This is a genomic window from Methyloparacoccus sp. NF-16 (assembly GCF_056880625.1).
The window spans coordinates 186,807-204,013 of record NZ_CP174130.1 but is presented as its reverse complement, the minus strand read 5'-3'; the positions used below and the strand labels follow the sequence as shown (position 1 = coordinate 204,013).

Below are 17,207 nucleotides of genomic sequence, written 5' to 3'. Positions count from 1 at the left end.
GGGTGGCCCGGATGGCGGCTAGCGACGCCCCCGGTCAGTGGCCGGACGAGACGACCCAACCCTGCCTGGCGGCATAGCCGGCAAACTGCTCGCTGATCCTGTCCGCCATCTCCGCCGCCTGATGCGCCGAAGCGGACCTGTAGGCGCTCGCGCCACCGCGGGCAACGCTGGTGGCGGCCGTGGCAGCCGTACCGGCTTCCGCGGCCGCACCGACGCCCGCCGTGGCCACCGCGCCCGGCGTATTGCCGCTGTCGGCATGCACCTCGAAGGACAGCAGCGTCCGATTGCCCGGCGCCAGAATCCGGACCTCGCTGTCGACGCTGGACTGGCCGGCGCCGAAACCGACCACTGCCCGCCGTACGGCATTGCCCTCGTCGATATTGACGAATCGCCCGGCGATCATCACATCGCCCGCCGCAGGTGCCTGGCTGGCTCCGACCCGCACAGGCGTGAAACCCAGGGCACGGATTTTTTCAACCAGTTCCGCCGACAGCGCCTCCCGGACCTCCTGCCCAAGTTGCCGGGATTGCTCCGCGGCATCGTCACCGACCAGGTCCTCCAGCTTCGCCAGGGGACTGGTGCTGGCCTTGATCGTGCCCGTATCGGCGGAAAAGTCCTGGATCAGGACATGAGCGGGCCTGGCGATGGCCACATGGCTGGCCTGCAGAACATTCAGCGCCTGCGTCTTGGCGCAGCCGGCCATCGCGACGGACACGGCCAGGATGGTGCCGAACGCGGTCAGCGGGGCGATTCGCATGAGGATTCTCCGGGGGGGGATACGGGTAATGCTTCAGGAAAACACGGTCGGTTGCGGTCGATGCCCCGGGCGCTGTCGCTTTCCCGGGCGGGGTGCCGCGATGCCAGCCTGCCGCGTCAAGGCAGGCGACGGTTGCCGGCCGCGCCCGGCTGGTTGAGGCCGGGGTCACGATGGCGCAGAGCCGGTGCGTTACCGAGGGCGCCAGGCGGGTTGATCCCCGGATCGGCACGCCGCGGCCCCGGCGATCGGTTGCCCAGCCGACCCGGCTGATTCACGCCGGGATCGATGCCCGGCGTAGCGGCCGCCGGAGGACGATTGCCGATCGCGCCGGGCTGATTCACACCCCGATCGCGGGCAGCGACGGCACCCGCGTCCAGCAAGAGCAAGGCCGCTGCGCTCAGCAGCATCGGCAGGGTCGGCAGCGGTTGTGGAAGGTTCATGCAGCAATCCTCGCATGCGGATTCACGGATGGCCGCATTATCACCCAATTCATGAGCGCTGCCTGCCGCCCGGGGGCAAGACTCGCACCGGCCTGCCCGTCCATGCCCGAACATTGCGCTCGATCCGAAATGGATATACCGCATGATAAAATTTCGGGTCGATCTTTCATTGACCCTCCAGGACATCCGTGAAACATACCTCCCTCCCCGATTTTCTGCGCCACGTCAGCGAGCGCAACCCCGGCCAGCCCGAATTCCTGCAAGCCGTCACCGAGGTGATGGAAAGCCTTTGGCCCTTCATCGAGAGAAACCCGAAATACGTCGGCCAGGGCCTGCTCGACCGGCTGGTCGAACCCGAGCGGATCATCATGTTTCGCGTCGCCTGGATGGACGACAAGGGCACCATCCATGTCAACCGTGGCTATCGCGTCCAGCACAGCATGGCCATCGGTCCCTACAAGGGCGGGCTGCGCTTCCATCCCTCGGTGAATCTCTCGGTTCTCAAGTTCCTGGCCTTCGAGCAGACCTTCAAGAATGCCCTGACCACCCTGCCCATGGGCGGCGGCAAGGGCGGCTCCGACTTCGACCCCAAGGGCAAGAGCCCGGCCGAGGTCATGCGCTTCTGCCAGGCCTTCGTCACCGAACTGTTCCGGCACCTGGGCGCGCATACCGACGTGCCCGCCGGCGATATTGGCGTCGGTGCGCGGGAGGTGGGCTACATGACCGGCATGATGAAGAAGCTCAGCAACCGCTCGGATTGCGTCTTCACCGGCAAGGGCCTGAGCTTCGGCGGCTCGCTGATCCGGCCCGAGGCCACCGGCTACGGCACCGTGTACTTCGCCGAGGAAATGCTGAAGACCCGCGGGCGCTCCTTCGAGGGCCTGCGCGTGAGCGTGTCCGGCTCCGGCAACGTCGCGCAGTATGCGGTGGAAAAGGCCATGGCGCTCGGCGCCAAGGTCGTCACCGTGTCGGACTCCAGCGGCACGATCGTCGACGAGGAAGGTTTCACGCCCGAGAAGCTGGAAATCCTGATGGATGTGAAGAATCACCATTATGGGCGGGTGAGCGATTACGCCGAGCGGACGGGGGTCCGCTTCGCCGCCGGCGCGAGTCCCTGGCAGGTGCCGGTCGATGTCGCCTTGCCCTGCGCAACCCAGAACGAGCTGGACGAGCATGACGCCGCGACCCTCATCCGCAATGGCGTGATCTGCGTCGCCGAGGGCGCCAACATGCCCGCCACCATCGCCGCCGCCAAGGCCTTCGAGGCCGCCGGCGTGCTCTATGCCCCGGGCAAGGCCAGCAACGCGGGCGGCGTCGCCACCTCGGGCCTGGAAATGAGCCAGAACGCGGAGCGAATGTCCTGGCCCCGCGATGAGGTGGACAGCCGCCTGCTTGGCATCATGCGCGGCATCCATGCCGCCTGCCTCCAGTACGGGAAGCGCGCCGACGGCACCGTCAGCTATATCGACGGCGCCAACATTGCCGGCTTCGTCAAGGTCGCCGACGCGATGCTCGCGCAGGGCCTGACCTGAGGTAGCCCGCCGCCTTTGGATGGTGGCAGCCGCCACCCGGCGAAACCCGCGCGGCGCCGGGTATCGTCAATGGTCGCGCTGCCAGCGCACCCGCAGCAGGTATTCGCTGTCCTGGTAGTGGTAATCGAGCTCGCCTGCGTAGGCACTCTGGATGGCTTCGCCCGCACTCCGCGCGAGATGAGGGTCGGTAAAGGTGAATTCGCGGCCACCCTCGGAGGTCTCCTCCACGCCCATCAGCTGCTTGAGCGGATGCTCGGTCTGTTCCCGGCCGGTGAGATTGCGCACCAGATGCTCGATCTCCCGCCGATGGGCCTGGAGAAAGGCGCCGCGTAAACCGAGATAGCCGGCGGGATTGCGATCGGCAAGCCGCTGGCAGGCCGGGCAGCGGTGTTCCGCCGCCTCGGCGGGTGCCAAGCCCCACTGCCAGCGCCCACGCCGGAAGACCGCGCCGCAATCGGGGCAACGGGTAGGCTCGGCCCATTTGCGGCGGGCATGGTAAGGATCGTGCTGCCACTCGGGGAGCAACCGAATCGGATGACCCTGCGGCGCCCGTCGATAAGGCATCGTGGACATGACGGCTCTCCTTTATCTGGACGATCCGGGGAACCTGGGAGCTGGCGAAGGGCGGCTCCACCGAACCGGTTGTTTGCCCTTCACTATCACCTTAGCCCATGCGGCCGAAAACAAAACCTCCCGGGCGGACCGGGGCAGGCTGGCGGGAAAGTGGCAGCCCTGCCCGACGTCAGCGCAGGTAAACCCCGTCCTCGCCGATCCTGCCGGGCCCGCCCAGCACATAGATGCCGGCCGAGTTGGCCAGCACCCGGAATGCCAGCACGCCGTCGCCGACCTCCACTTCGCGGCCGCTGATGGCGTCGCGGTAGAATCCGTTGCGCACACCGGTCACGGTCACCGACTGGTCGCCACCGATGGCGAGGCCGACCGCGACATAGCTGTTTTCCGCCGGCCAGTCGCGGACGAAGCTCATGCCGCTGCCCCACTCGCTGACCTGACTCATCGGCGCCTTCTGCAGGGCCGGTATCGCCCGGCGGATCTGGTTGAGCCGCTGGATATGCCGGTAGAGAGGATGCGCCTGGGTCGTGCCGATACGTTCGTCGGTCAGATGATCGCCGAAGTAGGCGCGGCCGGTCTGGCTCAGGGTGTCCTTTTCGCCTTCGACGTCCTGCGGCGCGCCCTTCATGAACTCGATCTCCTCGCCGTAATACAGGCAGGGAATGCCGCGCGCGGTCCAGATCAGGTTGTAGGCGGCCGCCGCCATCCACTGCTCGCCCTTGAAGCGGTACTTGAAGTCGTTGTCCGGGCCGACGTCGTGGTTCTGCAGGAAGGTCACCATCCGCGTGACGTCGCCGTAGATCCAGTCCATCGACAGGATCTGCCCGGTGCCGCCATAGGTGCCCTTGCTGACCGTGTCGCGGAAGGTCGAGAACAGGCCGAAATCCAGTTGCGGAAAGCCGGAATCGCCGCCCGACAACGGGTCGCGCGGGTCGTCGCCCAGCCGCGTGTACCACCAGGGCCGGATCTGCGAGGGGCCGTTGTCGCCGCCACCGAGATCGCCCCAGCCGTAGCCCTTGACCAGGTTCTCGCCGAACACGAACAGCCCCGGCTTGTGCGCCTTCCAGGCGTTGACGTACTCCAGCAGGTTGCCGCGTTCGACGTGCTTCACCGTGTCGATGCGCAGCGCGTCGACGCCCATGTCGAGATAGCGGTTGATGGCGCCGATCAGGTAGTCCTTGACGTTCTGTCGCTCGGTGGCCAGATCGATGCAGTCGCCGGCCAGGTGTTTCTGCTGCAGCGGATGGGCGCTTTCCCAGTCGCCGCCGCAGATGAAGCCCTCCTGATGGAACCAGTCCGGGTCCAGCGTGTTGGCGTCGATGCCGAAGAAGCGGCCCGGGTGGTAGCCGGATTTCGGGACCGTCTCGCCGGTCCCGGGGTCGACCAGCGGTTCGATGCCTGCCGGGTCGCGACCGTAGCGCTCCCGCCACCAGTCCGGCGCCACCGGGTTGTCGATGTCATCCCGGTTCGGCCAGGCGTAGTTGCCGAGATTGCCCTGATAGGGGCCATGATCGACCCGGCCCGGCGCCGAGCCCTGCGGCACGTAATACTTGATCGGCAGATGCTCGATGTGCACCTTCCCGCGAATGCCGAACTGGCAGGCATGGTTCACTACCACGTCCTGGATGATCTTGATGCCGCGGGCGTGGGCGGCGTCGATCAGATCCTGGTAGGTGGCACCCGGCGACTCCAGGCGCGGGTCGATGCGGGTCCAGTCGTAGGCGTGATAGCCGTGATAGTCCAGTCCCGAGCGGTTCTCCACCGGCGGCGTGATCCAGATCGCGGTGAAACCCAGATCCTTGATGTAATCCAGCCGCTCGATCAGCCCCTTGAAGTCGCCGCGCCAGTGCGGGTCGACCGGCCGGCCGGCGGCATCGAACTCGATGCGGTCGCGGCAGAAGAAATTGTTGGAGGGATCACCGTCGTAAAAGCGCGTGGTGATCAGGAAGTAGATGGTTTCCTCGCGGAAATCGCGGCGCTGCGCCAACGGCCGGATCGCGCCGGCCGCATCTCCGGCCGCTGGCATCTGCCCCGGGGATAGCGTAGGCACCGAGCCTACCCGCGAATCCATGGCGGCAGCGGTGCCCGCCATCGTTGCCGGCGGCCGCTGATGCCAGTGGCCATGCCGATCCCGCCAGCCGTCCCGGTCGCGGAACTCATCGGCGGTTTGCCGGCCCTGCCCGTCATGCAGTACGCAGTGGGCCGCCACCAGGCCTGGCAGGCGGAGGCGATACCAGCCCGCCCCGGCGGCAGCCAGCGGAACCCCCGGCCAGCGGGTCTCCGCGCCATGAGGATGGGTTCCCCAGTAATGCAGGTACAGCGTATCGGCCCATCCGTCGGGCCTTTCGAAATGCAGCGTCAAATCGGGCATCGGGGTTTCTCGCCGGACAGGGGGGACAGGGGGTACACGCCGCATCATACCGGCTTGCCGGCGCCTGTAGCACGGCAGTTCCCGGCCGCACGGATGATCGCCCTGATGAATCCTTATAATGACCGTCCACTTCCATCAGGGGCCTGCCATGTGGTTCTTCACGACCTGCGGTTTTTACAGCGTTGCCGTCAAGCCCGACGACGAGGCGGCAGGCACGGTGACCCTGCGCGCCCGTGCCCGGACCGACCTGGAGACCCTGCGGGAATGGTTCATGCCCGAACTGGGCGCCGTCCAGTCCGGCGACGGCAGCGACTACCCGTTTCGCGCCCGCATCGAACGCCAGGCATTCGCCGAAGGTCTCAAGCGGCTGGCGCTGGCCATCGATTACGGCAACTTCAAGAATGCCGTGTTCAACCAGCAAGGCCCTCACCGGGCGCGCATCTAGGCGAAAGTCTGGCGCGATCTGATCGAACTGGAGGACGAGGTCAGCCAGGCCATGCCCACATACCCGGACATGCGCATGGCCTGGCGGCTGGCCAAGACCCTGCAGCGCTTCCGGGAAATGCACGGCCACTGGCCCGACCGTATCCAGATGCCCCGATCGGCCTACAATCTGCTGCTGCTCGACGTCGGCCAGCTCTGGCACAAGGCGATGCTGGACAAGCTGTTGTTCATCCCGGCATCCGCAGGCCTCATGGCGCTGGATGAAGCGGGGCTCAGCACAGAATTCGAGCGCGACCGCTGCGAGCACACGAACCAGCGCGAGGCACTGGCCTGGCTGTTCAGCTGAAGCAGGATCACGATCATGAAGAATCCCACGCCATCCACCGCTGCGCTGCTGCTCGCGACCTGCCTGCTGCCGGCGGGACCGGTCTGCGCGGCCGAGGCGCCCGCCGCCGCGCCGACACCGCCCGCGGACGAAGCCCGCAGCCTGGAGTTGCTCATGGCCAGCCAGCGGATGGACAAGCGCGCCATGCTGAAGGCGGCGCTGGCGCTGTCACCCGCGCAGGGCGATCGCTTCTGGCCGATCTATTACGCCTATCAGGCCGAGCTGATCCCCATCTACGACCGCAAGTTTGCCCTGATCGCGCAATATGCCGATGCCTATCCCGAGCTCTCCGAAAGCCAGGCCGACCATCTGGTGCGTGAGTCGCTGGCGGCCAAGCGGGAACAGATCGATCTGCTGGAAAAATACTATCGGCGCGTTGCCGCCGCCCTCTCCAAGGGCATCGCCGCCCGCTTCGTGCAGCTGGAAAGCGCCTGGAACGGCGCTTTCGACGTCAGGCTGCACGCCAAGCTGCCGTTGATGCCGAAAGCGCTCGCCAGGCGCGCCCCGCGCCGCCGCTAGCGACGACGCGCCGCAACTCGGGGCCGGCGACCGCCCGGCGGGGCGGGGCACCGCCGCTCGCCGTCGCCGAGGGAGACCCGCCGCCACTCACCGGACGCCAGCCCGGCCAGCGTCCAGGCGCCGATGGACCAGCGGATCAGGCGCAGCGTCGGGTGGCCCACAGCGGCGGTCATGCGCCGGACCTGGCGGTTGCGGCCCTCGCGAATCGTCAGCGCCAGCCAGCTGTCCGGCACGGAGAGGCGGTGCCGGATGGGCGGGTTACGTGACCAGAGTCCCGGGGGTTCACCCATGAGGTGGGCCTCGGCCGGCCGCGTCGGTCCGTCGCCAAGCCGCACCCCCCGGCGCAGGGCTGCCAGCGCCGCCTCATCCGGCACACCTTCGACCTGCACCCAATAGGTCTTGGCCATCTTGTGACGCGGATCGGCGATGCGGGCCTGCCAGGCACCATCGTCGGTCAGCAGCAGCAGGCCCTCGCTGTCGAAATCCAGCCGCCCGGCCGGCCGCACCCGGGGAATCGCGATGAAATCCGCCAAGGTCGGGCGTCCTTGCTCGCGGTCGGTGAACTGGGACAGCACGCCATAGGGCTTGTTGAAGAGGATCAGTTCGGCCATCGGCACCGGCGGGAAAAACGGCATGTCGCGGCGGCCGGCGGCGCGCCTGTAGAATGGCGAGTCTACCATTCGATCCGGCCTTCACCGTGAGCAACCGCCGCCCGCCCCGTCAGCCTCCCGCTCGCCCAGGTCCAGCGAAACGGGTCAACCCCCCGGTCATCGCCAGCCAGCCCGGTGCGGAAAAACCGGCATCCCTGCTACGCATCTGCGGGCTGTCCGCCGTCACCGCCCTGTTCGAGCGTGCGCCCGAGCGGGTGCTGCGACTGTTCTACGAAGCCCGGCGCACGCACGACGTCGGCCGTTACTGCGCACGCCTGGCACAGACCCGCCGCCCCTATCGCCAGGTGAGCCCCGAGGAACTGGAGAGGATCGCCGGGACCGTGCGCCATGGCGGCGTGGTCGCCATCGCCGAACCCTGCCCGCCCGGTCGGCTCGGCCTCGCGGAGGCCCGACGGCTAGCGGCGAGCCAGGACTCCCTGTTCGTTCTCGACGGCATCGGCAATCCGCACAATGTCGGTGCGATTGCCCGCAGCCTGGCTTTCTTCGGCTTCCGTCATCTGACGCTTTCCGACCATCCGCAGCAGGCGGGGCTGTCCGATGCCGCCTACCGGGTCGCCGAGGGCGGCCTCGACCGGCTGACGGTGTACCGTGCGCCGCAATTGCCGGGATTGCTGCGACAGTTGCGGCCGGCATTCCACATCGTTGCCACCGCGCTCAGCCAGCGCGGCCAGCCACTGGAGGCGCTGCTGGCCAGCCCCGATCCACGGCCTCGACTGATCCTGCTGGGCAACGAAGAACAGGGGCTGCCCGACGCCACCCTGGCCGCGGCGGAAACCGTTCTTACCCTGCCGGGTGCGGGCGGCGTGCAATCGCTCAACGTCGCGGCAACGGCAGCCATCCTCGCCCATGGCCTGAGACCGCCCCACCCGGCGGTGGCGCCGGATGGCGGGCAAAAAAAGACCCGCGCATGGCGGGCCCAAGTGATTTGAAGGAGGAGCAAGACACTGAAACAGGACGCGACACGTTGCATGCGCGATAGGAGTGAAATTTTACTCGAGCAAGAAATGCCGACAATCCCATGCAAAATGGCATATCTGTAAACATATAAGAAACAAATGCCGGCGCCGGATCAGGGCTGGTAGCCATCCGTCAGGGTCATGAGAAAGGCCACCAGATCATCGATCTCCCTTTCGGTCAGCCCCAGCTTGCCCAGTTCGTCATGGTTGACGTTGGCGGCCACTTCGGGAGCGGGCCAACAGCCCTCGCGCAGGGCTTGTGCCTCGGTTGCCCAATCGTCCCGGCAGCGCGGCTTCAGATCCCGTGTGTTGTAGAAGTCGACCACGCCCCGCAAGGTCTTGAAGTAGCCGTTGTGCATGTAGGGCGCGGTCCTGGCAATGTTGCGCAGGGTCGGCACCTTGAATTTGCCATCCTCAAGGCGATCCTTGACGTGATCGCCCAAACCGGCGTCGACGAAACCGAACCCTTGCGGATTGAACTCGGGAGCCTGGGTATAGAACAGGTTTGCCCGGTTGCGCGGGACGCCGAGATTGTCATAGGTGAAATCCGTGAACAGCGGCCAGTTCGCGCCGTTGTTGGCGGGACGGCTGGGATGGCAGGCCGCGCAGTTGCCCTTGTCCTCGGACTCGAAAAGCTCCCGGCCGCGCCGCTCCTGGGCCGTGAAACGCGCCTTGCCCATCAGGTAGTAATCGTACTTCGAGGTCATCGGCGCGAACCGGGAGGTTCGCTCGAAGGCCGCGATGGCATCGGCAATCCGGGCGAAGGCCGCCGGGCCATCGTCCAGGGAGCCCTTGCCATAGACACGCCGGAACAAATCGGCGTAGCCGGCCACCCGCACTTTCGCAACCACGCTCTCCGGATCGGGGTTGTTCATCTCCAGCGCTTCGAGGAAGGGTTGCTTCGCCTGGCTCTTCAAGCCGGGTGCCCGGCCATCAAGAAACTGCCCGCCGATGAACAGGCCTTCCTGCCTGTCGAAATGAAACACCGGTGTCGGCGCAGCATACATCAGGGTAGGCGCATTGCGCTTGCCATAGCGTCCGGGAATGACGCCTTCGGAAGTCGGCTCGTGATCGTCCGGATCGGTGAAGAAGCGTTCGGGATCGTGGCAACTGGCACAGGCCTGTCCCGGTGGCTCGGACAGGCTGGTATCGAGAAACAGCTGCTCGCCCAAGCGCGCCTTGCGTGACAGGTCTGCCATCGACGGCGCCGACATCAGCATCGGCAGCCATGCCACCAGAAGGAACCAACGAATGCGCGACAGCGCGGGAGCAGATACCGACATCTAGACAACCTCAACGGGATGGAACAAGCGAACCGTCAACGCCCTCGTGCCATTGCGCCATCGGCAAACCGGGAAGCATGCCGGCACCCGGATGGCGCCCGCTGGGCGGCCAACCAGAACACAAGCAAGGACACATCGAGACATAAAAGGCATTTGCGAATCAGTTGCATATCATATCAGATCGCGTATGATGCCGATCCTTGTTAACAAGGACATGGTATTTGAGGTTGAAACATGCCCCCCAGAAAACGCCTGCTCTGTCTGTGCATCTCGTCCACCTTGGCCCTGGGGCTGTACGCATCTGGGGTTGAGGCCAAGAAAAGCAGGCCCTCCAATATCGACGAGATGTGGCGCATCATCGAACAGCAGCAGCAGCAGATCGAGGAACTGAAGGCCCGCATCAGCAAGAACGAGGAAAACCCGGCGAGCGGAGACGGCAAGGTCGTGGCCGCCGGCGAGACAAGCGCTGCCCGGAACGCCAACCCGGCGGATAAACCCGCCGCTGGCGGCAGCAAGAAAGCCAAGACCGAAGCCGAGCGCAAGACCGATATCCTGTCCGCCGAGGTGGAGAAACTGAAGACGCAGCTCTACATTCCCGACAAGCGTGAGTACAAGGTGCAGTACGGTTACGGTCCGGCAGCCTCCGAGATCTACCGCGTCAACCAGGGTCTCTCCATCGGTGGCTACGGCGAGTGGGTCTACAGCGACAATGGCAAGGATGCGAAGTCGACCGCCGACAATGTCCGGGCGGTCATCTATGCCGGTTACAAATTCAACGACTGGATCATCCTCAACAACGAATTCGAGTTCGAGCACGGCACCACCGGCGAGGGCGCGGAGGAGAAGGGCGAGGTCTCGGTCGAATTCTCCTACCTGGACTTCCTGCTCAAGGATTACGCCAACGTCCGCGCCGGTCTGACCCTGGTGCCGATGGGCTTCATCAACGAAATCCACGAAGGCCCGACCTATCACGGCAACTACCGCCCGCAGGTCGAACGCGTCATCATCCCCACCACCTGGCGTGAAATCGGCGCCGGCCTGTTCGGCGAACTGGCGCCGGGCCTGCAATACCGCATGTACGCCATGAACGGCCTGAACGCCGAGGGCTTCTCCAGCGAGGGCATCCGCGAGGGCCGTCAATCCGCCAGCAAGGCCATCGCGGAGGACTTCGCCTTTGCCGGACGCATCGATTACGACATGCCCTTCGCGCCCGGCCTGCTGGCCGGCGCCTCGGCCTGGGTCGGCAACTCCGGTCAGGGCTTCGAATACGCCAGCCCCGAATTTGGCGCACAGCGACTCAATGTGCTGACCCAACTCTACGAGGGCCACGTTCAATGGCGCTGGCAGGGTCTGGAAATGCGCGCGCTGGGCGCCGTCGGCAGCATCGGCAATGCCGCCCAGCTCAGCGCCGCCAAAGGCGAAACCATCGGCAGCCAGAACTATGGCTGGTATACCGAGGCCGCCTACAACCTGATGCCCTGGCTCTGGGCTGACAGCACCCAGTACATCGCGCCGTTCTTCCGCTACGAACGCTACAACACCCTGGCCAGCGTGCCGAACGGCTTCGACGACTACGATGGGCTCTACGATCAATGGATCTACCAGGGCGGCCTGACCTACAAACCGATCGAGAACGTGGCCGTCAAGTTCGACTATCGCAACTTCAACTCCGCAGCCCGCTCGCTGCCGGACCAGTACAACCTGGGTATTGCCTTCATGTACTGAGGTGACAGCCGGATGCCGCCGGATCGCGGCATGAGATTTTCCATCGCTTCTTGAGTGAAGTTTCCGGGCGCCAGTGGCGCCCTTTTTTTATCCAAGCGCGATCCCTTGTCGCGCTGCCGGCACCGGAGCAAGGACAATCGGCCGGGGCGGGAGCGTTTGACAATCCGGTCTTATTTGAGAATAATTCTCATGCAAGAGAAATTCCCAACGGAGACACCCATGCCGGCCCCAAATCCGACCAATCCGCTTTCCACCCGACCCCCGGGCGATCCCGCTGGCCAGCCGGCCGATCTCGGGCAATTGCATGTCAATGCCGGATTGCTGGTGGAGCGCTATCTGGAGCACAGCGATCCCTGCATCGCCGTCTGGCTCAGCCGCCAGTTCCGGCTGATTGCCGAAAGCCCGGCCATGCCGGATGCGGAGCTGAAAGTGCTGTACCGGACCCTGGCCGCCCGCTGGCACCAGATGGCCACCCAGGCACTGATCGAAACCCTGCCGCGCAAGCCCTGGCTGGACGAATTTGCCGGCGAGGCACGGTCATGAGCCCGTCGTACTGCCCGGTGGAACTGTTGTCCGGGCAGGCCGGAGTCGAGATCACGTGGTGCCCCGAGTGCGGGACCTTCAATCTGGCACTGGGCCATGTGCAGCTCCGGCTCACCGCAGCCCAGTTCACCCAGTTGCACCTGCTCATGAATCAGGCCATGCAGCGGGTCGGCGGCCGGCCGGCGGAGCCGGAAGCCGCGCCACCCGGACGCCGGCGCACATCCGCCCTGCACTGAACCATGTCGCACCTCGGCCAGACCTTCGGCCAGCCGGCCGGCAGGACGGCTGCCGATGAGGCCCCGATACCGAGGAGGCTCCCGGCAAATCGACCGACCCCCGCCGCACTCGCGAGCCATCCCGCCCAACAGCCCGCCTCACGGACCCGCTTCGGTGCCGTCCTGGCGGTTTCGATCCTGCTTCACCTGCTGGCCTGGCAGGGGCGCCACTGGCTGCAACAGCCGCCGGAGACCCTGCCCGTCCCCCGGCCACCGGTGACGGTGACCCTGGTACCCGCCTCCCAGCCAGCCGCAGCACCCGGCCCGGCCGCACCGGCGCCGCCGGCACCCCCGGTGATACCCAGGCCGGTCACTCCGCCCGCGGCGCCACCGGCCAGGCCCGCTCCGCCAAAGGTGATCAAGCCGCCGGTCCCGCCCAAGCCACGCCCGCGCGTGGCGCCGGAACCAGATCCGAATGCCGCAGCCCCCGCGCGGCCCGTGCCGCGGCGATTGCCGGCGCCGGAACCGGCCACCAGTGCCGCACCGGCAGCGCCGGCACGGGCACCGGCCAGCCACGCGCCACCGGGGGCGGCGTCGACCGCTCCGGCGGCGCCCCGCGCGCCGGCCGCTGGCCCTGCCGGCGGGGCGTTCGAGAGTGCCCGGGCCCATGCGGCCTATCTGCACAATCCGAAGCCGGTCTATCCGCCGCTGGCCAAGCGCCGGCAGTGGGAGGGCAAGGTGTTGCTGCGGGTGCAGGTGCTGGCCAGCGGGGCGGTGGCGGCGGTGAGCGTGGCGGCCGGCAGCGGCCATGAGGTGCTGGACGAGGCGGCGCTGGAGGCGGTACGCCAGTGGCATTTCGTGCCGGCAAAACGGGGCGGTCAGGCGGTCGACAGTTGGGTCAATGTGCCGATCAATTTCAATCTGCTGGAGGCGCCGTAGGGCGCCCGGTCGTTGTGGGAGGTGTGTTTGTCATGATGGAGTTTGCCAAGAGTCCCATCGTCAATCTGACGTTGTGGGTGTTGATCGGCTTTTCGGTGCTGGTGTGGGCGCTGATCTTTCTGAAGGCGTTCGAGCAGTGGCGGCTGCGGGGCCATAACCGGGCCTACAGCCAGGCGTTCTGGCGGGCGCCGAGCCTGGGGGCGGCAGCGGCGCTGGGGGGCTTGCCGGGCCCTCTGGCGCGGATCGCCAAGGCGGGCTTCGAGGTGCTGCAGGCGTCGCCCCCGGGAACGGCGCCCAGTCTGGCGTCCAGCGGCGATCGCCAGGATATCCTGGAGCGCTGCCTGCGCCAGCGCATCCAGCAGGAGCGGCACCGGGTGGAGCAGGGGCTGACGATGCTGGCGAGCATCGGCAGCACGGCGCCGTTCATCGGTCTGTTCGGGACGGTGTGGGGCATCATGCATGCGCTGGAGGACATCAGCCGGACCGGTTCGGCGAGCCTTGAGGTGGTGGCGGGGCCGATCGGGGAGGCGCTGATCGCAACGGCGATCGGCATCGCCTCGGCCATCCCGGCAGTGCTGGCGTACAACTATTTCCTGCGGCAGGTGAAGCTGACCGAGGCGGAGCTGGAGGATTTCGCGACCGATTTCCTGCATCTGGCCGTGAAGACGGGCTTTGCCCTGCCGGCGGAGTCCTGAGATGGCGTTCGGTTCCCCGCGCGAGGAGCAGGCGGCCCTGAGCGAGATCAACGTGACGCCGCTGGTGGATGTGATGCTGGTGTTGCTGGTGGTGTTCATCGTCACGGCGCCGCTGCTGACCCAGTCGGTGGGGGTGAACCTGCCGAAGACGGTGGCGGCGGCACCGCCACCGCCGCGGCCGGTGACACTGGTGAGCCTGGACAGCACCGGCCAGCTGTACCTGGACCGGGAAAAACTCGACAGCGCCGCCCTGGCGGACCGGCTCCGCCAGCGCAAGGCCGACCAGCCGGACCTGACCGTGCAGTTCGAGATCGATGAGCAGGTCCGCTACGGCCAGGCCGCCGCCATCCTCGCCATCGCCCAGCAGGCCGGCATCACACAGCTCACCTTGCAGACCAGACACTGACCGGCATGGAACACGGAATGGTTGACGCCAGCTAATGAGAATTGATACCATTTGTATATGGATAGCAACCGCTCACCTCCCGCAAAACCCGGTTTCCCTGTCACCCAGCCCACGGGCGCCACGCGACAGGAGCCCCTGACAACCGAACAGTTGTTCGGCAAGCGTCAGGAAATCGTCATCGTTCATGACGGCGAGGCGTACCGGTTGCGGATCACGCGCAACAACAAGCTGATCCTGACCAAATAAATCGTTCGGGGCGCATCCCGGGATGCGCCTCCACTTTGGATACCGCCAGCCACCGAGTGCCCACGCGCACGAGGCAGCCAGCATCACCCCATCAACCAGGGGATTCTGTGCTGGCGAAAATGACATGGTGTCTGGTTTGTCTCGGGCTGCTTGCCGGCCCCGGCCACGCCGAAACTGCCACCGCCATCCCGGCGGAACCGGAGCAACGCCCGGTCACCGCCGAGGAACCCGCCGCGCAGATCCCGGAAACCCGCCGCGAGCCGGCGCAGGAAACCGTGAACGAATCCGCCGCAACCGCCGAGACCATCGTCAGCCTGGAGGATGTGCACGTCACCGCCACCCACCCCATGCGCGGCGACCGCGACTTTCCCGGCACGGCCTCGGTGATCGATACCGAGAACATCGAGCGCCGCCTGATGCGCACCATCAAGGATATCGTGCGCTACGAGCCGAATGTCTCGGTCGAGAACGACCCCCAGCGCTTCGGCCAATCCGGCTTCAACATCCGCGGCGTCAGCGGCAACCGCGTCCTGACCTTGGTCGATGGCGTCCGGGTACCGGACAGCTTCGCCATCGGTTCCTTCCAGAGCGCCGGCCGCAACTACGTCGATGTCGACTCGCTCAAGGCGGCGGAGATCGTGCGCGGCCCTGCCTCGGCGCTCTATAGCAGCGACGGCATCGGCGGCGTCGTCAGCTTCATGACCAAGGACCCGGCCGACTATCTGGACCTGTTCGGCCAGGACAACTACGAGGCGCTAAAGCTGATGTACAACAGCGCCAACCAGAGCTTTCTCCAGACCGGAACCGTTGCCAGCCGCGCCGAGGGCTGGGACGGGCTGCTGCTGCTCACCCACGCCGACGGGGCCCAGTACGGCAACATGGGCAGCAACGACAGCAAGTCCAGCGCCCGGACCACACCCAACCCCCAGGACACGCGGCTGCTCAACCTGCTGTCCAAGGTGCTCTACCACGTCGACGAAGACAACATCATCCGCCTGACCGGCGAGGCCACCGAGAACCAGATCTTCACCGACGTCTACTCGCTCTACGGGACCAACTACACCGGCCGCAACGTCTACCAGTTCGACACCCAGGACCGCCAGTCGCGCTGGCGCGTGAGCCTGGACGAATCGATCCGTCGCATCGGACTGCCCTGGCTGGAAAACCTCAGCTGGCGGCTATACGGCCAGAGCAGCCGCACCCGCCAGAATGTGCAGGAGGGACGCACCCTGCCCCTGGGCGGCGATCAGACCCTCGACCGCCGCTTCAGTTACGACGCCACCCTGGTCGGCGGCCAGGTCCAGGCCGGCACCAATTTCGTGTTCCAGTCCACCGGCCATGCCATCAGCTACGGCGCCGAGGTGTTCCATACCGGGATCGAGGAACTGCGCGATGGTCAGTTGTGCGCCACGGGCACCATCGACTGCACCAATGTCGTCACCCCCGACAGCTTCCCGGTCCGCGACTTCCCGCTCAGCGCGATGCTGCGCGCCAGCACCTTTGTGCAGGATCGCATCACCGCCCTCGACGGGCGGCTGGAGCTGCTGCCGGCGCTGCAATACGAGTACTACGGGCTGGATCCGCGGATGGATCCGATCTACGCCAAGACCAACCAGGACAATCCGCCGATCGCGCAATCCTTCAACAAGGTGCTGCCCAAGTTCGGCACCCTCTTCCATTTCACCGACGCCATCGCCCTGCACGGGCAATACTCCGAGGGCGCCAGGGCGCCGAATTTCTCCGACGCCAACACCGGCTTCGCCAATTTCGCCTTCGGCTATGCCTCCATTCCGAACCCGGAGCTGAAACCGGAGACGGTCGCCAGCGGCGAGATCGGCCTGCGCCTCGAGGGCACCCATGGCTTTGCCGACGCCACCTTCTTCCGCAACGACTACCACGGCTTCATCCAGACCGCCGTGGTCTGCCAGCCGACCCTGGAAACGCCCTGCCCGCCCTACAACCTGCTGACCTACCAGGCCATCAACACGCCCGGCACGGTGCAGTTGCAAGGCTTCGAGTTCAAGGGGGAAACCCCGCTCGGCAAACTCTGGCCAACGCTCGACGGGCTCTCGCTGATCGGCAACTACGGCATGACCATCGGCCAGAACCTGGAAACGCAGGCCTACATCAACAACGTCAACCCGATGCGCGGCGTGATCGAGCTGCGCTATGACGACCGCGGTGGCGACTGGGGCTCCCAGGTCTTCCTGTCCCTGACCGGCCCCAAGCTGGCGCAATACATCGACTACCAGAACGCCCCCACCGCCTTCCCCACCGGAGGCTATGTGCTGCTCGACGCCACCGCCTATTACCGGTTCAACGACCATGTCACGGTCAACGCCGGCCTCTTCAACTTGCTCAACAAGAAGTATGTCGAGTGGGAGAACGCCCGCAGCTCGAGCAACGACCCGCATGCCGGCCTCGGCCCGCAGGCCGATATCCGCGACCGCTACACCAGTCCCGGCATCAACGGCGGCGTCACCCTGCGCATCGAGTTCTAGGCCCATTCA

Annotated in this window: 19 protein-coding genes; 13 read left to right on the top strand and 6 right to left on the bottom strand. The window is 66.2% G+C overall.

Features of this window, described 5'->3' with window-relative positions:
* Window positions 1–34 precede the first annotated feature (34 nt).
* Window positions 35–757, bottom strand: coding sequence for a DUF4410 domain-containing protein (locus tag ACH5N8_RS00935; RefSeq protein ID WP_483282150.1), 723 nt, complete (start codon window positions 755–757; stop codon window positions 35–37).
* A 116-nt stretch (window positions 758–873) separates the two neighbouring features.
* On the bottom strand, window positions 874–1,197 hold the full coding sequence (locus tag ACH5N8_RS00930; protein WP_460027983.1) for a hypothetical protein: 324 nt from the start codon (window positions 1,195–1,197) through the stop codon (window positions 874–876).
* Between the two features lie 188 nt (window positions 1,198–1,385).
* Here ACH5N8_RS00930 and gdhA point away from each other — a divergent pair, with 188 nt between their 5' ends.
* Window positions 1,386–2,729, top strand: coding sequence for an NADP-specific glutamate dehydrogenase (gene gdhA / locus ACH5N8_RS00925; RefSeq protein ID WP_483282149.1), 1,344 nt, complete (start codon window positions 1,386–1,388; stop codon window positions 2,727–2,729).
* A 66-nt stretch (window positions 2,730–2,795) separates the two neighbouring features.
* On the opposite strand, the gene ACH5N8_RS00920 is transcribed toward gdhA, so the two are convergent.
* Both ACH5N8_RS00920 and ACH5N8_RS00915 read right to left on the bottom strand, forming a co-directional pair.
* On the bottom strand, window positions 2,796–3,302 hold the full coding sequence (locus ACH5N8_RS00920; protein WP_483282148.1) for a BCAM0308 family protein: 507 nt from the start codon (window positions 3,300–3,302) through the stop codon (window positions 2,796–2,798).
* Window positions 3,303–3,471: 169 nt separating this feature from the next.
* Complete coding sequence (locus ACH5N8_RS00915) at window positions 3,472–5,670, bottom strand: alpha-amylase family glycosyl hydrolase (protein WP_483282147.1); 2,199 nt, start codon at window positions 5,668–5,670, stop codon at window positions 3,472–3,474.
* A gap of 118 nt (window positions 5,671–5,788) precedes the next feature.
* Here ACH5N8_RS00915 and ACH5N8_RS00910 point away from each other — a divergent pair, with 118 nt between their 5' ends.
* Genes ACH5N8_RS00910 through ACH5N8_RS00900 form a run of 3 tightly spaced genes read left to right on the top strand, consistent with a single transcriptional unit; the run spans window position 5,789 to window position 7,018 of the window.
* Window positions 5,789–6,115, top strand: coding sequence for a hypothetical protein (locus ACH5N8_RS00910; protein WP_483282146.1), 327 nt, complete (start codon window positions 5,789–5,791; stop codon window positions 6,113–6,115).
* 51 nt (window positions 6,116–6,166) lie between these two features.
* Entirely contained in the window at window positions 6,167–6,460 is a 294-nt protein-coding gene (locus ACH5N8_RS00905; protein WP_483282145.1) for a hypothetical protein, read from the top strand.
* Window positions 6,461–6,475: 15 nt separating this feature from the next.
* Entirely contained in the window at window positions 6,476–7,018 is a 543-nt protein-coding gene (locus tag ACH5N8_RS00900; RefSeq protein WP_483282144.1) for a hypothetical protein, read from the top strand.
* Here the strand turns inward: ACH5N8_RS00900 and ACH5N8_RS00895 are convergent.
* Window positions 7,015–7,698, bottom strand: coding sequence for an rRNA large subunit pseudouridine synthase E (locus tag ACH5N8_RS00895; RefSeq protein WP_483282143.1), 684 nt, complete (start codon window positions 7,696–7,698; stop codon window positions 7,015–7,017). The two genes, ACH5N8_RS00900 and ACH5N8_RS00895, sit on opposite strands and share 4 nt — an antisense overlap.
* Window positions 7,699–7,715: 17 nt before the next feature.
* On the opposite strand from ACH5N8_RS00895, the gene ACH5N8_RS00890 reads away from it, so the two are divergent.
* Window positions 7,716–8,618 carry a TrmH family RNA methyltransferase gene (locus tag ACH5N8_RS00890; RefSeq protein ID WP_483282142.1) on the top strand — a complete coding sequence of 301 codons (903 nt, stop codon included), beginning with the start codon at window positions 7,716–7,718 and terminating at the stop codon, window positions 8,616–8,618.
* A gap of 140 nt (window positions 8,619–8,758) precedes the next feature.
* Here the strand turns inward: ACH5N8_RS00890 and ACH5N8_RS00885 are convergent, their stop codons facing one another.
* Complete coding sequence (locus ACH5N8_RS00885; RefSeq protein ID WP_483282141.1) at window positions 8,759–9,928, bottom strand: cytochrome-c peroxidase; 1,170 nt, start codon at window positions 9,926–9,928, stop codon at window positions 8,759–8,761.
* A gap of 234 nt (window positions 9,929–10,162) precedes the next feature.
* Between ACH5N8_RS00885 and ACH5N8_RS00880 the strand changes: the two genes are divergently transcribed.
* The 8 genes from ACH5N8_RS00880 to ACH5N8_RS00845 all read left to right on the top strand — a co-directional run bounded on the left by ACH5N8_RS00880 (window position 10,163) and on the right by ACH5N8_RS00845 (window position 17,198).
* A complete protein-coding gene (locus ACH5N8_RS00880; protein WP_483282140.1) occupies window positions 10,163–11,653 on the top strand; it encodes a hypothetical protein in 1,491 nt (496 codons plus the stop codon).
* A gap of 219 nt (window positions 11,654–11,872) precedes the next feature.
* Complete coding sequence (locus ACH5N8_RS00875; protein WP_460028069.1) at window positions 11,873–12,196, top strand: hypothetical protein; 324 nt, start codon at window positions 11,873–11,875, stop codon at window positions 12,194–12,196.
* Window positions 12,193–12,432: a hypothetical protein gene (locus ACH5N8_RS00870; RefSeq protein ID WP_483282139.1), complete on the top strand. Its 240-nt coding sequence runs from the start codon at window positions 12,193–12,195 to the stop codon at window positions 12,430–12,432. The genes ACH5N8_RS00875 and ACH5N8_RS00870 overlap by 4 nt, the downstream gene beginning before the upstream one ends.
* Window positions 12,433–12,909: 477 nt before the next feature.
* Window positions 12,910–13,350, top strand: a complete 441-nt coding sequence (locus ACH5N8_RS00865; RefSeq protein ID WP_483282138.1) for an energy transducer TonB — start codon at window positions 12,910–12,912, stop codon at window positions 13,348–13,350.
* 32 nt (window positions 13,351–13,382) lie between these two features.
* The gene (locus ACH5N8_RS00860; RefSeq protein ID WP_483281256.1) at window positions 13,383–14,045 is read left to right on the top strand and encodes a MotA/TolQ/ExbB proton channel family protein; all 663 of its coding nucleotides are present in this window, start codon (window positions 13,383–13,385) and stop codon (window positions 14,043–14,045) included.
* A gap of 1 nt (window position 14,046) precedes the next feature.
* Window positions 14,047–14,451 (top strand): ExbD/TolR family protein, encoded by a 405-nt coding sequence (locus ACH5N8_RS00855; protein ID WP_483281257.1) that lies wholly within the window; start codon window positions 14,047–14,049, stop codon window positions 14,449–14,451.
* 57 nt (window positions 14,452–14,508) lie between these two features.
* On the top strand, window positions 14,509–14,697 hold the full coding sequence (gene hemP / locus ACH5N8_RS00850) for a hemin uptake protein HemP (RefSeq protein WP_483282137.1): 189 nt from the start codon (window positions 14,509–14,511) through the stop codon (window positions 14,695–14,697).
* A gap of 119 nt (window positions 14,698–14,816) precedes the next feature.
* Window positions 14,817–17,198, top strand: a complete 2,382-nt coding sequence (locus ACH5N8_RS00845; RefSeq protein ID WP_483282136.1) for a TonB-dependent hemoglobin/transferrin/lactoferrin family receptor — start codon at window positions 14,817–14,819, stop codon at window positions 17,196–17,198.
* Window positions 17,199–17,207 lie beyond the last annotated feature (9 nt).

Bases quoted from the DNA above. Each gene is read 5' to 3' on its own strand.
- ACH5N8_RS00935 (WP_483282150.1), bottom strand. From the start codon at position 757: ATGCGAATCGCCCCGCTGACCGCGTTCGGCACCATCCTGGCCGTGTCC.
- ACH5N8_RS00930 (WP_460027983.1), bottom strand. From the start codon at position 1,197: ATGAACCTTCCACAACCGCTGCCGACCCTGCCGATGCTGCTGAGCGCA.
- ACH5N8_RS00920 (WP_483282148.1), bottom strand. From the start codon at position 3,302: ATGTCCACGATGCCTTATCGACGGGCGCCGCAGGGTCATCCGATTCGG.
- ACH5N8_RS00915 (WP_483282147.1), bottom strand. From the start codon at position 5,670: ATGCCCGATTTGACGCTGCATTTCGAAAGGCCCGACGGATGGGCCGAT.
- ACH5N8_RS00910 (WP_483282146.1), top strand. From the start codon at position 5,789: ATGACCGTCCACTTCCATCAGGGGCCTGCCATGTGGTTCTTCACGACC.
- ACH5N8_RS00905 (WP_483282145.1), top strand. From the start codon at position 6,167: ATGCCCACATACCCGGACATGCGCATGGCCTGGCGGCTGGCCAAGACC.
- ACH5N8_RS00900 (WP_483282144.1), top strand. From the start codon at position 6,476: ATGAAGAATCCCACGCCATCCACCGCTGCGCTGCTGCTCGCGACCTGC.
- ACH5N8_RS00895 (WP_483282143.1), bottom strand. From the start codon at position 7,698: ATGGTAGACTCGCCATTCTACAGGCGCGCCGCCGGCCGCCGCGACATG.
- ACH5N8_RS00885 (WP_483282141.1), bottom strand. From the start codon at position 9,928: ATGTCGGTATCTGCTCCCGCGCTGTCGCGCATTCGTTGGTTCCTTCTG.
- ACH5N8_RS00880 (WP_483282140.1), top strand. From the start codon at position 10,163: ATGCCCCCCAGAAAACGCCTGCTCTGTCTGTGCATCTCGTCCACCTTG.
- ACH5N8_RS00875 (WP_460028069.1), top strand. From the start codon at position 11,873: ATGCCGGCCCCAAATCCGACCAATCCGCTTTCCACCCGACCCCCGGGC.
- ACH5N8_RS00870 (WP_483282139.1), top strand. From the start codon at position 12,193: ATGAGCCCGTCGTACTGCCCGGTGGAACTGTTGTCCGGGCAGGCCGGA.
- ACH5N8_RS00860 (WP_483281256.1), top strand. From the start codon at position 13,383: ATGATGGAGTTTGCCAAGAGTCCCATCGTCAATCTGACGTTGTGGGTG.
- ACH5N8_RS00855 (WP_483281257.1), top strand. From the start codon at position 14,047: ATGGCGTTCGGTTCCCCGCGCGAGGAGCAGGCGGCCCTGAGCGAGATC.
- hemP (WP_483282137.1), top strand. From the start codon at position 14,509: ATGGATAGCAACCGCTCACCTCCCGCAAAACCCGGTTTCCCTGTCACC.
- ACH5N8_RS00845 (WP_483282136.1), top strand. From the start codon at position 14,817: ATGACATGGTGTCTGGTTTGTCTCGGGCTGCTTGCCGGCCCCGGCCAC.